We start from the raw sequence: 15,393 nt of genomic DNA, 5'->3' as shown, positions 1-15,393 counted from the left end.
ACCTGTTTGGCTATAATTTGCTGTGCTTCGCATTGACTGGGTTCGTTATTCCACTCCCTTATTGCTTTAATCTTCCAGTCCTGTAAAAATTCTATAAAAGAAGCTTAATAAAAGCTGTAGACTTTTTTTTCATACTAATTTAGAAAGTAAATAGACCAACCCACATGCTTATGAGATTAAGATCTACACTTATTATTCTGTTAATATCCTGCTCTTTACGGGTTTTTGCCCAAGATGTCCCAAGTCCCAGCGAGCATTTTGGGTTTGATATAGGCGAGGATTACAAACTTGCCAATTTCTCAGAAACTGAAGCTTATTTCAAGAAAGTTGCTGATGCGAGTGACCGGGTGAGAATGGTGGAAATTGGTAAAACCGAGTACGGTAGGGCACAGCCTATGATGATCGTGACTGCACCTGCCAATTTTGAAAAGCTAGATGAGTACAAGGAGATTTCGCAGAAACTTGCTCATGCTGAAATCACCCGCGAAGAGGCTGAGAAACTCTCTGTGGAAGGAAAACCTGTGGTTTGGATAGACGGAGGGCTGCATGCCAATGAAGTCGTTGGCCCACATCAGTTGATAGAAACCTTATATCAATTAGCTTCAAGGAAGGATGCGGAAACGCTTAAAATTCTGGATAAAGTCATTATTTTACTTGTGCATGCGAATCCTGACGGGATGGAAATCATGTCTGATTGGTACATGAGGAAGGAAACCCCTGAAGACAGAGACCAGAATATCCCTATCCTCTATCAGAAATATGTAGGTCATGATAACAACCGTGACTTCTACATGAATAACATGAGCGAGGCGACAAATATGTCTCTCCAGCAATACGTAGAGTGGATCCCTCAGATTATTTACAATCATCATCAGTCCGGACCTGCGGGGACAGTGGTGGCCGGGCCACCTTATCGGGATCCGTTTAACCATGTGTTTGATCCCTTGATTATTACAAGCTTGGATGCTGTAGGAGCTGCAATGATCAATAGAATGCATCAGGAAGATAAGCCTGGCTACACGAGATTGGATGGCTCTGTGTTTTCTACTTGGTGGAATGGTGGGTTGAGAACTACCCCCTACTATCATAATATCATTGGGATATTGACAGAGATAATCGGTAACCCTACGCCGGCCAAAGTCCCCTTGGTGCCCGAGCGGCTGATTCCAAATAATGGAACCCCTTATCCTGTAACTCCTCAGGAGTGGCACTTCAGACAATCTATTGACTATTCGGTTTCATTGAATTATGCAATCTTTAACCATGCGGTTCGGCATGGGGATGAGTTGCTGTTGAATATTTACCTGATGGGCAGAAAGTCCATAGACAAGGGCAGCCGGGACAACTGGACGATGTACCCAAAATATGCACAGGCTGTGCAGGATGGGTATGTGAGATCGCAAAAGAGTAAGGAAAGTGAAATTTCTTCGAGATCGGGAATCCCTAAGCAGTTCTATGACTCTGTCTATACAGCCCCTGTGAACAGAGATCCCCGCGGTTATATCCTGTCGGCGGACCAGCCTGATTTCCCTACGGCAGTGAAGTTCATGAATGCGCTGATCAAGTCGGGGGTTTTGGTGGAAAAAGCGACTGATGACTTTATGGTAAACGGTAAGACTTACCCTGCAAACTCATTTATTGTGAAGACAGCACAGGCATTTCGTCCACACGTGATCGATATGTTTGAGCCGCAGGATCACCCGAATGATTTCCTCTATCCAGGAGGGCCTCCGATCAGACCATATGATGCAGCAGGCTGGACCTTGGCCCTGCAAATGGGAGTGGAAGTTGATCGCTTATACGAAGGCTTTGAAGGGCCATTTGAGCGGATTCCATACGGAGAAATACAAAGCCCACCAGCTAAATCACTGGCAAATGGTTCAGGCTATTTACTTGATGTAAGAAACAATAACAGTTTCATGGCGGTAAATGATCTGCTTAAATCCAAAGTGAAAGTTTACAGAACCAGCGCTCCTGTGGATGGATTACCAGCCGGCTCTTTCTATGTGAGCGGAGGCAAAAAAGAATTGGAACTGGCGTCGAAAGAATATGGTGTATATCCACTGCCGGCAGCTATGCCTAAAGGTGCCACGCAAATAGAGCCCGCCCGTATTGGGCTATATGATTACTATGGAGGATCTATGCCTTCCGGCTGGGTTCGCTGGATACTCGAGCAATTCCATTTTGAATACCAATTGGTATTTCCGAAAGAAATTGATGAAGGAAATCTGAATGAGAAATTCGATGTGATGCTGTTTATTAGTTCTGGAATCCCAGGAGTTGATTCGCGGGGCTATGCTAGATCCCAACCGAAGCCTGAAGAAATCGATGAAAAGTACCATCATATGTTGGGAAGTTTCTCGGTAGATGAATCAGCTGCTCAGCTAAAGAAGTTCGTAGAAAATGGAGGGAAAATCATCTCAGTAGGTTCCGCCACCGAGCTGGCATATCATTTTGGGCTGCCTGTGGAAGATGCCCTGGTAGAGGTTGGGGCGGATGGAAAAGCCAAGGCCCTTAGTGGCGAAAAATACTATGTGCCGGGGTCGGTGCTGGAAATGCACGTGGATAATTCAGTGCCTATTAACTTTGGGATGGGTGAAAGTGCCAATATCATGTTTAATAGAAGTCCGGTTTTCAAGCTTAATCCGGGTGCAGGGAACATGGGGGTAAGGCCTATCGCATGGTTTGGGGAAGAGGAGCCCCTGAGAAGCGGATGGGCATGGGGGCAGGCATACCTGAAAAATGGAGTCACTGCCTTCGAAGCTCGGATTGGTGAAGGAAAATTCTACGCTTTTGGTCCGGAGATTACCTTCAGAGCCCAGGCACATGGCACATTCAAAATGCTTTTTAATGGGCTTTACAACTAGAACTTCTGCTCTGACAAGCTTAGGAAAACCGTCTCGAAAGGGACGGTTTTTTCGTTGTTGTCGTTGGTATAAATTATAAAGTGAAAGAGAAGTTAATCATTCAGCATTTATTTTCGTAAGCATTAACCAGTATAATTTCAATTGGCAGTCACCGACCTAAACTTGTAATAATGGACACCTATTTACACTATGCCCATGCAGAGCTTGCACTTTGGCAGCATAGAATGAAAAAAAAGCCAGGTCTTGGTGGGCGGTTGACCCATGGAGTCCAGAATAAAATCAATAGCTGGATTCCTGATAAGGTACATAAGGCAATTACCATGGCTATAGAGAATATGGTGAAGGTCGTGATTACCGGATCGAGTTGGATTGTCCCAAGACCACATGAAAGCCTTTCATTTAAGCAACGTGAGTTCAAAGTGAGAAGTAGGATTAAGTGGTATCGGAATACAGCTTCCGTGGAGGGGGCGGTAACCGGGGCAGGAGGAATTCTTATGGGGTTTGCAGATTTTCCCGCCTTTCTTACCATCAAGATGAAAATGCTTTTTGATATCGCAGCACTCTATGGTTTTGATACCAAGGATTTCCATGAGCGTCTTTTTCTATTGTACGTGTTCCAGCTTAGTTTTTCTTCACAGCAGAGAAGGAACGATTTAATCGGGCTGATAGAAAACTGGGAAGAATATCGTGGGACGTTGCCCAAAGATCTCAAAGAGTTTGATTGGAAGACTTTCCAACTAGACTACAGAGACTATATTGACTTGGCAAAACTGGCGCAGCTGATTCCAATTGTAGGGGCAGGAGTGGGGGCAATTGCCAATTATCGCCTGACAGAACATCTGGGTAAGTATGCAATGAACGCCTATAGACTACGGGTGCTAGAATAAAATGCTGTTCAGCCTTGTATAACACATTAGTAAATAGAACAAAATCAAAGTAGATGGATAATCAGAAACACCTCTTCAGTCTTGATCCGGATATTCATTACCTCAATTGCGGATATAAGGGGCCACTATTGAAATCGGCTGAGCAGGCTGCTATCAGGGCACTGGTGCGGGAAAGAAATCCTGCGAGTATAGTTCCTGAGGATTTTTTTTCCGGGGCAAGGGAAGTGAAAGTACGTTTTGCTGAGCTCGTAAATTGTGACCCCATGCAAGTGGCTTTGATTCCCTCAAGTTCTTATGGCTTTGCCACTGCTTTAGGTAACATTTCCTGTGATCCGGGGCAGCATGCCATCGTGTTGGAAGATGAATTTCCCAGCGGGTATTTTTCGTTGAAAACCTGGTGTGATAAAAATCACGCCGCATTAAAAATCGTAGGCCCTGATAAAGGAGGGGCAACTCAAGGTGAAAGTTGGAATAAGAACATATTGGATAGCATTACTTCAGAAACAGCGGTGGTGCTGATGTCTTCTGTGCATTGGATGAATGGATTGAAATTCGATCTGGAGAGTATAGGGCAAAAATGTAAAACCGTTGGAGCTATTTTCATCGTGGATGGAACACAATCTACCGGCGCTGCGGAGATGGATGTCAAGCGATTTAAGATTGATGCCTTGGTCTGTGCCGGTTACAAATGGCTTTTTGGCCCGTATGGATTGGGGATTTCCTATTTCGGACATGCGTTTGATGGTGGGGAGCCTCTGGAGGAATCTTGGTTGAACCGCACCAATTCGCAGGACTTTGGGAACTTGACCAAATACGATCATGAATACACCGAAGACTCTGGACGGTATAATGTTGGGGAGATGAGTAATTTCATCCTGCTGCCTATGTTGAACGAAGCGCTGAAGCAGATTAATGAATGGACGGTGCATGGCATAGAGAACTACTGTCAGCAGCTGACTGCTCCGCTATATGAGTATCTTAGAAAGCGGGAGGTGGAAGTAGAAGAGGAAAAGTATTTGTCCCATCATCTTTTTGCCTTAAAACTTCCTGGGGACATTGATGCAGATCATTTGAAAAAGAACTTGGAAGCCAATAGGATTTCTGTTTCCAACCGGGGTGAGCAGTTGAGGGTATCGGTGAATGTGTTTAATACAGAGAAGGATATTGAAAAGCTGATTCAGGTATTGGAATCCAGTAGGTTGAAATGATAGTAAAAACAACATCGGAAGGCTCGAGTGAATGAATCCTACGGGGGGCTGTCTATCAGATTAATAGGCTGATTAGAAAGTGAAAAACGGTCTAAAGTTGAGAAAAACAACTTTGGACCGTTTTGTTTACCCCGCGCACATTTTCTCGTCTTTCATTAAAAGCTTAATCAAAGCCAATGTTGATGCTGAGACTGTATCTTTTTGTAGCATTTAAGTTGGGTTCTGTTTAGACCTAAATTTTCTTCCACCAAATCAATAGCGTATTCAGGAAGATAATTGATCTCGTTTTTCAAAGTAGCCTTAATTAAGTTTTTCCCATAATATCTCGTCATTTCAAACCATTCCATTTTTGTCCCCCGCTCAATTACCCTTTCAATGACAGTACGATAGCTTCTATCCCAATCCAGTTTAGCGAAATCAAAATCCCAGAATAATCTTTGAGGCAGATTTAGGTGTGTTTTATTTGTTTTTATAGATTTCTTATTTATTCTGACTTAAGCACTCGATACGTAATTAACGAATATTATTATAGAAAGAATAGCGAACATTAGTTGAATAGAGGATCAAACTTCAAAAAAATGTTCAGAATTTGAAACATTGGGAACAGATCACAAACTGATAGGAGATTTTCATGAAAGAGATATAAAAATTAATCTGAAAAGGTGGTATTGATTGATTTTGAAACGTAAGAACCCGGTTAGGGCACCTCAGTGTCAATTCCTGCAAATAAAAATTTTATATTTTCATTAAGATTATAAAATGCAGATGTAGTTTGTTGTATTTGCAGTAATAGGTATATTTGCAAATATAAAATAGCATAGTTGCGCATTCCATATGGAAATAAGAGATGTCAATAACTTCCAGTCCGGAACCTGGATCAAGCGAATGGAATATAGAAGCTTCAGTCCTGAACTGATCAATCGTCAGTGGATAACAACAGACCCTAAATTATCCACTTTATTAAGCCAAGCTGACCGTAGCCTTGGCAAGCTGGATGCTTTTTCAGATTTGATACCAGATATTGACTTCTTCATCATGATGCATATCACTAAGGAAGCGACAGTATCCAGTAAAATAGAAGGAACACAGACCTCTTTTCAGGAAGCACTTATCAAAGAGAAAGATTTGGATCCAGAAAAAAGGGATGATTGGAAAGAAGTACACTGCTATATTGAGGCTATGAATCAAGCCATTCGGGAGATGGAAAGATTACCGATTTCTACCCGATTAATCAAACAAACCCACGCTACCCTTCTTCAAGGTGTTCGTGGAAAAGAAAAGTTACCTGGAGAATTCAGAACAAGCCAAAACTGGATAGGTCCAAGTCTCAAACATGCCATCTTTGTTCCACCAACTCATCAGGAAATACCAGAACTAATGAGTGACCTGGAACAGTTTATTCATGCCGACAACGCAGACATACCAATATTTGTCCCACACCTTATCAAAATTGCTCTGATCCACTACCAGTTTGAAACTATCCATCCTTTTCTGGACGGGAACGGCCGAATAGGAAGGTTATTGATCACATTGTACCTTCTGGATAAGGGCCTATTAAGAAAACCGACTCTCTATCTGTCCGATTTCTTTGAGAGGAACCGAAGGGACTATTACGACAACCTGATGCGGGTTAGGGAAAAAAATGACCTGAAAATCTGGATCGAATACTTCCTTGTAGGTGTTATCGAAACGACGGAATCCAGTATTGAAACTTTCCAAAATATCGTTAAGTTACGTGACCGGGTCGAACTCGCACAGCTGATCCGGTTAGGCAAGCGGCAGCAGGATGCGAAAATACTAATGAGAGAGCTTTACAAAAATCCGATCATTGATGGAGCCAAAGTCGCAGAAATATTGCATGTTCACGCCTCTACCGCAAACCGCTTAATAAAGGACCTGATGGCTATGGGGATTTTGGAAGAACTTACAGGATACAAGCGTAACCGTATCTATGCTTTTGGAGAATATATTAGGCTTTTTAACTCTTAGGCTTCACTATTTAAGTGGAGCTTTCCTTTTTCCTTCCTCTCACAAATATAAAACCCTATATTTGCAAAAATAGCTATAACTGCAAATATACCGATCAAATATTTCTTCCCGGCCCTTCCCCCAAAAAACGTTGGCCCTAAAACAATTCTCAAAGCTCGGTAAGTTAGCTGTATAAAAGCGGAGATTACCATTCAAAACAGCGGCTAATTGGTTCAATATCCCCTGAAAAACTGTGTATTTTAAAACTACTTCTCGAACTGGATATTCCGCTCTATAGTACTCCATGATTCCTCTATAATATCTTTTTTGTGAATTATGCTAGGCTCTTCTTTAGCTTTTTAACCAATTGACAAAAGATTTATGGTTATTGGGACCTGGGATACCTGATCATCAGTTTATAATTTACCACTAGGAGTGTAATTGAAGTAAAACTAGTTTTTGCTGCTGCAGTCTAGTCGAGCTGCCATCGAAATACCTTTAGTACAACACACCTTCTGGAAATCTGATACTTTCTAAGCAAGATTAGCTGCTGCCTAAAAGTCGGATCACGGAAGCCGATAAGGATCGGAGTTGCACTAAGTTTTCGAATTGGTTAAATCAATCCATGTTGCCTGGCAAAAGCCAGAAGTTCAGTAATAGAGTTACAATTTGCTTTTTTCATCATTGTCCTGCGATGAGATACAACCGTATGCTTGCTGAGGTGAACAAGTTCTGCGGTTTTCATGATAGAATTGCCTTGGTCGAAATATTGCAATAACTGAAGCTCTCTTGAGGTAAAGTGTATTTGTGTTGCTCTGTCTACGGTACTTAAGATTTTTTTTATTTCAGGGCAGATGAACTGTCTACCATCAGCATTCTTATTCAAGCATTCAACCACCATGTCAAACCCAGAGAATTTACTAATAAACCCCTGTGGACGATAGTTTAGTATTGATTTTACAAGTGCCGGCGAGGTGACACCTGAAACAATAATGATTTTCAGGTTTCTATTCAGTCTACGTGTCTCATTTATCAGATGCAATGAATTCCGTTCAACGAGTAAGAAATCCAAAAACAGAACAGTTGGATTTGGGCTTTCTAACATCAGGAAGCGGATTAAAAGTTTTTCATCGAAAAACGAATGAACGGAGGTAAATATTTCTGCTTTTTCTAGTATTGATGAAAATGAATCGCTAAATAATCTGTGATCATCAAATATGATCGCTTTTTGTTGTTTCATTGTTTAACGTTATACCTAATACCTAATATTAAGGATGTTTAAGTGATTTGCGGTATGTTTAAATGTTTGAAATGTGTATATATAGCATGAAATTGTAATAGTGTTATGGGTTTTTAGCAAAAAATTGCCATAGGCTTTCTATGTAAAAAAGTTGATGATCGAATAGTGCACTTGGATCCTTGGGTTTTTTTAGATTAACTTGATGATTTAAAATTTAATCGGTGACGCCATTGATACTTTTGGATTAGTTATGGATCTGTTTCAGAATTGAAATTAAGTTCCTCAATTTGGGCACTCCTAAAAAACTTCTAATATGGTTCAGGAGGAATATACCTGTCCATCATAATTATTTTTAAATCTCACAACCTTACTTTAATTGATAGGTTTCTTTGCTCTTCCGAAACTCGTGGGAGAAAAATTTTCATGGGCCTAATTAAGGGTAGTGTAGAAAAGGGGTAGGATGAGTCCGATCGGGTTTTAGCAGAACTTAGCGACTGTAGCGGAGAAGACTGGTATGGGAAAGCAGAGTCATTTTTTTTCTTTTTGTTTCAGAGAATTCCTTATGAATAGACTGGTTCACATTTCAGATTGAAAAAGTATTATGCATAGTTGAATCAGAGGTGGCCCAAAATCGGAAAAAAAACCTGTATCCCTTAATTATTTTTCAAATCAGTTTTTTCGATTGGACATGATTTGATTTTCCTAGTCTAATGGGGGCTTATTAGGTGGGGCTTTAGCAATTTCGTCTGTCCAGGTAAAGCATAATCAATGCTTTCCTGCCCTATTTTACGAGATCATATTTGAACAAATAAGCTTAAATAGTATTTATTTGGCATGATCAAGTTTTGATTGGTATAGTAGTTTATTAGTTATATAATTCGAAATATTTTATATGAAATACATATTAGTAATATTGAATTGTGTTTTGGTGTTTCTGACTTGCATTGATTCAGTAATATGTGAAGACGATGTTTTTAAATGCATTAAATATTGTTCGAAGTGGTTTTTTTGTTATTAATATTTATGTGTTTTAACCTTAACTATTTGGTTATTAGTTGCCTGTATTTTTGAGTTTGTGTTTGCTGATCAAGTAAATATAATGGCCTAATTTGTAGTTGTTTTTTGCGTATCAGATTCAATACAATAGCATCTTTTTGTTATTTAATTAATATTTGTAGCATCAATTTGTTAAATGTTATAATTCTCAATTTCATTATATAATAATTTATTTTTTTCATTTTATCTTAGCAAGCATATAGAGGAATGCTACTGAATAAAGCAGTAAAAGATGATTTGTTTTCATTCTCTATTTTGATTGTTGTAGTTAATATTTGATTTTTAACTAAGTGGGAATTAAGCGTATAGTCGAATTTTAAAGTGATGATGCTAATGATTGTTTTTGGCTGTTTTAATTTTGATATGCCATGTGTTTAAATAGAGAATAAGTGTGTTGCTTGGAAAGATAAATTCCATCAATTGAGTTATTGGAAATTTGGATTACAATATAATTGTTAAATCAATAGAATTTAGGTATTCATTGATAGTTACAAATAACTAGGGATAATATAGCCTGATTATGAATGTAAGTAATAAGCTAGTGGTATTGATTTTTATGGCTGTTCTCTTGGTGACAGGGAACGTCTCTGGTCAACAGCTTCCGCAATTTAGTCAATACATGTTCAATGGATTGCATATCAATCCCGGGTATGCAGGATACAAGCAAGAAGGGTATATACAATCTACTTATAGATCCCAATGGACCGGATTTCCAGGTGCCCCCAAGACACTCTCGGTAACGGCAGACTTCAGTGCCAATGAAGGCACTATGGGGTTTGGACTGGCCTTTATGAATGATGAATTGGGACCTGCCAGGACAACCGGTGGCTTGTTGACCTATTCATACAGGATACAGACTGGGAGAGAATCGTTTTTGGGGCTTGGAATCAGTGCAGGAGCCTCAGAATACGCAATTGACCGCTCAAAACTCAATCCAAATGAATGGGAAGATGAGGTACTCATGGGAGGCATTGTGAACTTGTATACCCCTAATATGAATGCGGGAGTCTTTTTCAACACCCCAAACTTTTATGCAGGATTCAGCACATTCAACATGATAGGAAAGCGGAAGCTTAAACAGGAAGATGTAGCTCTTGCCTACCATGATTTCCACTACTATTTGACAGCCGGGGTCTTATTGCCCTTGTTTGATAATGTTCAGGTCAAGCCCTCTATTTTAGTTAAGGAAGTCAAAGGGGCTCCTACCAATTATGACCTGAATGCCATGTTTCTATTGTATGATAGGTTATGGTTTGGAGGATCTTTTAGATCTAATGTGAAGTGGGGTAAGGATAACCTAGAACCGCAGTTGACCAACAGAAATGCGGTGGCTATGATCGTGGAGATTTTTGCAACGGACAATTTGAGGCTAGGGTATGCATACGATCATAATCTGAACGTTTTGGCGGATTTGAGAAATAATTCACATGAGTTCTCATTGGGGTATTATTTATCTCCCAGAAATGCAAAAATGAAAAACCAAAGATGGTTCTGATATGAAAAATTATTTACCCCTTATACTTGCTCTTTTTTTAATATCAGGTTATCCCAACTTAGGGAAGGCCCAGAATTCAATTCTTAGGTATGCGGACCAACAGCTGGAGTTGGGTAACATTCTCCATGCGGCTGAGGTCTATGGTAAAGCCTTCGGAAAAAAGGAAACTTACCGTGCTGCGAAAGGAGCTGCGCAGTGCTATGATAAGCTCAATGATTATTCCCAAGCAATGAAGTGGTGGGAAAAGGCTGCTGAATTTGAGGAACTTACAGTAAACGATGCTGAAGATTACCTTAAGACTTCTTATGCTGTAGGCAGACCAAATGAATCACGGGCTGTGCTTGAGAAACTTGGGTTTAAAATAGAAGATTTAGCCAACTCTGATATGAAAACGGTTTTGGCTTCACATTCCATGACCACCTCTCAGGAAATGGAGTTCGTCAATGATATTAATTCAGCGTCTGCCACAGATTTTATGGGGATGAAAGATGCAGAAGAAAATCTCTATTTTGTTTCTGATAGAGGATCGAACATTGAAGGAGGCCCCATTCCGGGAATTCGATTTGATGTAAAGAACAAACTGTTTGACAAAAAGCATTACAATTGGACTGGGAGGGAATATCTCAAGATTTACAGAAAGAATAAAACGGGAACTATAGAGGAAATTGAATTTGATAGGAAGGATTTTTTACATATCAGTGACCCTTCTATAATCAAAATAGGAGAAAAGGATGTTATATTCTTTTCGGCTACCAGGGATATAGATAAGGTCAAAGGGAAAAAGAGTTTCACTGTTCATCCTGAAATATTCTACGGTACATTAAACGATGGGACAGTAACCGAAATAAATTCTTTCCCTTATAATGATGTTTTTTCGCATAGTGTAATCACGCCTTTTGCAGACCTACCATCAGGTCGGTTATACTTTGCTTCCGACATGAAAGATGGATTTGGCGGATATGACATCTACTATTCATCATTCACGCAAGAACTTGATTTTTCATCTCCTGTAAATGTAGGAGATGAAGTCAATAGCCTCGGAAATGAAAGAGATCCTTTTCTCCATGATGATAAATTGTACTTTGCTTCAGATGGAATTGAGGGATATGGAGGGTTCGATATTTTTAGTGCAGAAACCGAGAATGACGGGAGATTTGGAAATCTTCTTCATCTAGATTCCCCCGTTAACTCGGCCAAAGATGACTTTGCATACAGACAATTTTCTGTCAATGAAATTTATGTGAGTTCCAATAGATTGGGGGATTCAGGGCTGGATAATATCTATAGACTGGAACAGGAATTCAGACAATTATTAGTTAGGGTAATTGATTGTAGGGGCGATTTGGTGACAGGTTCAGACTTGAATCTGGTTAATGCTGTGGGGGATGATGTGGAAATGATACAAACCGAACCGGGCGTATTTCTGGGAGACTTGACAGCGGATACAGATTACAACTTATCCTTGACCAAAGATGGATTTTTTATGGTAGAGGATAAGGGGATTACCACCAAAGAAACACCCTCGGGCGTGCAGGAGCGTCAATATAAGCTGGTGAAAATACCCATGGATCTAACCGTTTTTACCTACACTATTTACTACGATCTGGATAAAAGTGGAATCAGGACCGATGCTGACGAGATACTTTCCACTGTGTTAGGATTGTTGGAAAAATATGAATTTTTGGGGCTGAAGGTCTCGGCACATACTGATTCTAGGGCTTCAGACAAATACAATAAGGCCCTAAGCCACCGTCGGGCTGAGGAAGTGCTTTCTGATTTACAAAGCAGAGGTGTCTCAGGAGAAAGAATAGCATTGGAATGGTATGGGGAAGAGCGTCTGGCTACAGATTGTCCGGATGGAGTGTATTGTCCTGAGGAAATGCATCAGCTGAATAGGAGGAGTGAGTTATTGCTCTCTGTAGAGTTGAAGGAAGGGACAGTGATTCCTGAGGAATTCTTAGACGAAAATTGGTGCAGTGAAACAGAGGTAATCAGTAAGATACTGGAGGAAGTATATGAATCCACAGTCTATTTGGGTAAGCGTAACCCTCTGATGGATTGGGCAGGAATAGCTGCTACTCAAGATAAAGGAATAACTCAAATTAAGGAGAAATGATGAGACATAAAAAGCTGCTGGTAGGGATTGGGACTTTCTGTTGGGTGGGGTTTTTTGCAATAGTTCAGAATTCCTGCCTCTTTGCCCAGACCGTTAATATGGGGCAAATGAGTATTAAGCCGGGGACGGTGATGTCCACGCATTTCGATCTTGACAACAAAGCGTCCGGACGATTGCTCAATGATGGGGATCTGTACCTATATGCCCATTACAACAATGACGGTGAAGTGACTTTTACTGAAGGGGAAGAGGGAAATACACGTTTTGTAGGGAAATATGGTGTGCAGCACATTATGGGCAGTCAATTGAGCAGGCTCAACCATGTGTTGTTTAACAATACGCAGGATCAGAATGCTTTTCATCTGTTTGGAGACCTCAGTGTCTCAGGCACTTCCAGATTTGTGGAAGGGATTATCTTGGCCGATGGAAACGGTGGATTAATGATTTTTGAGGATGAGGGGAACCATGAGAGCACTTCAGACCAAAGCCATGTCGATGGGTATGTTTCAAAAGCTGGAAACCGGGCTTTCAGCTATCCCATCGGTGATGGGGGGTACTTCCGCTTTGCAGGTATTTCTTCTCCGGCAAGCTCAGATGCTGATTTTAAGGCCAAGTATTTTTTAGAAGATCCGGACGGCCAGTATCCCAGAGACCAGAAGGAGGGCGGGATAAATCTGATCGATGACGCAGAATATTGGGAGTTGACCAAAGCAGGTGGGGAAGGGGATGTACACTTGACGCTTTCGTGGAGAGATGTGACTACTCCTGCATTTATCCTTGGGGAGGCACACAGGATTGTAATCACCGGATGGGATGAGCAGGAGTCTCAATGGGCAAACCTTGGAGGGGATTTGGATCCTGATGCGCAGACTGTTACCACACCTCTTGTGCTGGAAGACTATGGTGTTTTTACTCTTGCCGTATTGACCAGCAATGCCACTAATATGGCTATTGAGAAGACTTCCTTTGATGTGTCTGTTTATGAGGGGGATGTTTTTGAATATGAAATAAGGGTTCAAAACAACAGCCAGACGGACGCCACAGATGTGGTTGTAGTGGATAACCTACCGGCAGGGCTGGTTTACGAAAGCATGGAAGTGGAATCTGCCTTTGGTCTGATGGAGTGGGATGCTGAGATTATGGGGCAGGTGCTGACATGGAGGATCCCTCTCTTCATAGCCGGTGACGAAATGATCATCAAGCTTAAAGTGAAAGCAGGTTCTCCGGGCAAGATCATCAATTATGCTGAAGTAGCTGCTTTCGAGGAAGAAGAAGATCCTGCGGACAACTCTGCCACAGACGAAAATGAGGTAAAGTCATTCTTTATTCCAAATGTGATTACACCCAATAGTGATGGTGATAATGATGTGTTTGAAATACGGGGATTAAACAGGTTCTCCAAAAACAGTATTGTGATTTTCAACAGGTGGGGTGATCATGTTTTTGAGAAGGAGGATTACCAAAATGATTGGGATGCTGAAGGGCTGATTGCAGGTACTTACTTCTACATTCTAAAAGTTACAGATCATAATGGACAGGAAAAAGAATTCAAAGGATGGATACAGGTGATGAAAGATTAAATACAGGAGCTATCGAAGCTCCTGACTCTCAATTAAAGCCTCCTGACAACCCTAGGAAAGGCTTGGATTCAGAAGTATGCCTTTGTGGTGAAAATTCTGACGCATTATATCAACTAGGTTTTTATATAAAAATCAATACAATGAAGAAATTATTACTTTTAATTTTATTTGTCGTAAGTGCCGGTGGGGCAATGGCGCAAGTAGGGATAGGAACACAGGATCCTTCACCCTCATCTCAATTGGAGATAGTTTCCAGTGACAGAGGTATTTTAATTCCTCGAGTCGCATTGGAAAGTGTAATCGACCAGACAACTATTACCTCAGGTAATGAGGAAAGTCTCTTGGTGTTTAACACTACGGATAACGATCTGATCACACCAGGGTACTTTTATTGGTTTAGAGACCGCTGGAGAAGATTGGCTTGGGGAGGGGGAGGCTCCGCATCTAACCATACCGTGGTTTATGACCCATCCACCAACCAGTTCTTTTACACAAATGAAGATGGGGATCTGATTCTTGTTGATTTAGGGGATATCTTGAATGAGACTATTTCAACCCTGGTAGACAATGGAGACGGAACATATACTTATACAGACGAGGAAGGTAATGTGAGGGTGATTGATGTGCCAAAGAGTGTTTCCGACAATATTGCTGATGGAGGAGTGTTGTACCAGCAGATCAGTGACTTGATTGAGGCTCTAGGGGTAGATGGTTTATCTGCCTATCAGCTCTGGCTTGCAGAAGGGAATACGGGAACTATGCAGGACTTTTTGGATAGCTTGGTTGGTCCTGTGGGTCCAGCAGGTACTGATGGCTTATCCGCTTACGAGATATGGTTAGCTGAAGGTAATGTAGGTAGCGAAAAAGACTTTTTGGACGGCTTGGCGGGAGCAGACGGGGCTGATGGAGCGAACGGTCTTTCTGCATACGAAGTATGGCTTAACGAAGGTAACACCGGAACAGAACAGGAGTTTTT

The 15,393-nt window shown here is 41.1% G+C and carries 10 protein-coding genes and 1 pseudogene; 8 read left to right on the top strand and 3 right to left on the bottom strand.

Features of this window, described 5'->3' with window-relative positions; all coding sequences use genetic code 11:
• The first annotated feature begins 170 nt into the window (after positions 1-170).
• The 3 genes from AS141_RS18570 (at position 171) to AS141_RS18560 (ending at position 4,962) form a co-directional block, all read left to right on the top strand.
• Positions 171-2,867: a M14 family metallopeptidase gene (locus AS141_RS18570; protein ID WP_057939369.1), complete on the top strand. Its 2,697-nt coding sequence runs from the start codon at positions 171-173 to the stop codon at positions 2,865-2,867.
• Positions 2,868-3,037: 170 nt separating this feature from the next.
• Positions 3,038-3,754, top strand: coding sequence for an EcsC family protein (locus AS141_RS18565; protein ID WP_057939202.1), 717 nt, complete (start codon positions 3,038-3,040; stop codon positions 3,752-3,754).
• A 53-nt stretch (positions 3,755-3,807) separates the two neighbouring features.
• A complete protein-coding gene (locus tag AS141_RS18560) occupies positions 3,808-4,962 on the top strand; it encodes an aminotransferase class V-fold PLP-dependent enzyme (RefSeq protein ID WP_057939201.1) in 1,155 nt (384 codons plus the stop codon).
• Positions 4,963-5,129: 167 nt separating this feature from the next.
• Here AS141_RS18560 and AS141_RS27440 read toward each other — a convergent pair whose 3' ends face one another.
• Positions 5,130-5,408, bottom strand: a complete 279-nt coding sequence (locus AS141_RS27440) for a DUF6922 domain-containing protein (RefSeq protein ID WP_394331081.1) — start codon at positions 5,406-5,408, stop codon at positions 5,130-5,132.
• A 388-nt stretch (positions 5,409-5,796) separates the two neighbouring features.
• Between AS141_RS27440 and AS141_RS18550 the strand changes: the two genes are divergently transcribed.
• Complete coding sequence (locus AS141_RS18550) at positions 5,797-6,951, top strand: Fic family protein (protein WP_198293582.1); 1,155 nt, start codon at positions 5,797-5,799, stop codon at positions 6,949-6,951.
• Here AS141_RS18550 and AS141_RS18545 read toward each other — a convergent pair.
• Positions 6,948-7,103 (bottom strand): hypothetical protein, encoded by a 156-nt coding sequence (locus AS141_RS18545; protein ID WP_157243530.1) that lies wholly within the window; start codon positions 7,101-7,103, stop codon positions 6,948-6,950. The genes AS141_RS18550 and AS141_RS18545 overlap by 4 nt on opposite strands.
• Before the next feature lie 440 nt (positions 7,104-7,543).
• Positions 7,544-8,170 (bottom strand): LuxR C-terminal-related transcriptional regulator, encoded by a 627-nt coding sequence (locus AS141_RS18540; protein ID WP_057939198.1) that lies wholly within the window; start codon positions 8,168-8,170, stop codon positions 7,544-7,546.
• Between the two features lie 1,576 nt (positions 8,171-9,746).
• Between AS141_RS18540 and AS141_RS18535 the strand changes: the two genes are divergently transcribed.
• From AS141_RS18535 to AS141_RS18520, 4 genes and pseudogenes are all read left to right on the top strand, one after another.
• Entirely contained in the window at positions 9,747-10,721 is a 975-nt protein-coding gene (locus AS141_RS18535) for a PorP/SprF family type IX secretion system membrane protein (RefSeq protein WP_057939197.1), read from the top strand.
• Between the two features lies 1 nt (position 10,722).
• Positions 10,723-12,837 carry an OmpA family protein gene (locus AS141_RS18530; protein ID WP_057939196.1) on the top strand — a complete coding sequence of 705 codons (2,115 nt, stop codon included), beginning with the start codon at positions 10,723-10,725 and terminating at the stop codon, positions 12,835-12,837.
• Entirely contained in the window at positions 12,834-14,417 is a 1,584-nt protein-coding gene (locus AS141_RS18525; RefSeq protein ID WP_057939195.1) for a T9SS type B sorting domain-containing protein, read from the top strand. The genes AS141_RS18530 and AS141_RS18525 overlap by 4 nt, the downstream gene beginning before the upstream one ends.
• A 140-nt stretch (positions 14,418-14,557) precedes the next feature.
• Positions 14,558-15,393, top strand: a pseudogene (locus AS141_RS18520) (hypothetical protein); the annotation flags it as partial.

Origin of the sequence: Algoriphagus resistens (assembly GCF_001442615.1) — a bacterium.
GTDB lineage: Bacteria > Bacteroidota > Bacteroidia > Cytophagales > Cyclobacteriaceae > Algoriphagus > Algoriphagus resistens.
Note: the sequence above shows the minus strand (reverse complement) of the source record. Positions and strands in the feature narration are given on the sequence as shown.

Bases quoted from the DNA above. Each gene is read 5' to 3' on its own strand.
- AS141_RS18570 (WP_057939369.1), top strand. From the start codon at position 171: ATGAGATTAAGATCTACACTTATTATTCTGTTAATATCCTGCTCTTTA.
- AS141_RS18565 (WP_057939202.1), top strand. From the start codon at position 3,038: ATGGACACCTATTTACACTATGCCCATGCAGAGCTTGCACTTTGGCAG.
- AS141_RS18560 (WP_057939201.1), top strand. From the start codon at position 3,808: ATGGATAATCAGAAACACCTCTTCAGTCTTGATCCGGATATTCATTAC.
- AS141_RS18550 (WP_198293582.1), top strand. From the start codon at position 5,797: ATGGAAATAAGAGATGTCAATAACTTCCAGTCCGGAACCTGGATCAAG.
- AS141_RS18540 (WP_057939198.1), bottom strand. From the start codon at position 8,170: ATGAAACAACAAAAAGCGATCATATTTGATGATCACAGATTATTTAGC.
- AS141_RS18535 (WP_057939197.1), top strand. From the start codon at position 9,747: ATGAATGTAAGTAATAAGCTAGTGGTATTGATTTTTATGGCTGTTCTC.
- AS141_RS18530 (WP_057939196.1), top strand. From the start codon at position 10,723: ATGAAAAATTATTTACCCCTTATACTTGCTCTTTTTTTAATATCAGGT.
- AS141_RS18525 (WP_057939195.1), top strand. From the start codon at position 12,834: ATGATGAGACATAAAAAGCTGCTGGTAGGGATTGGGACTTTCTGTTGG.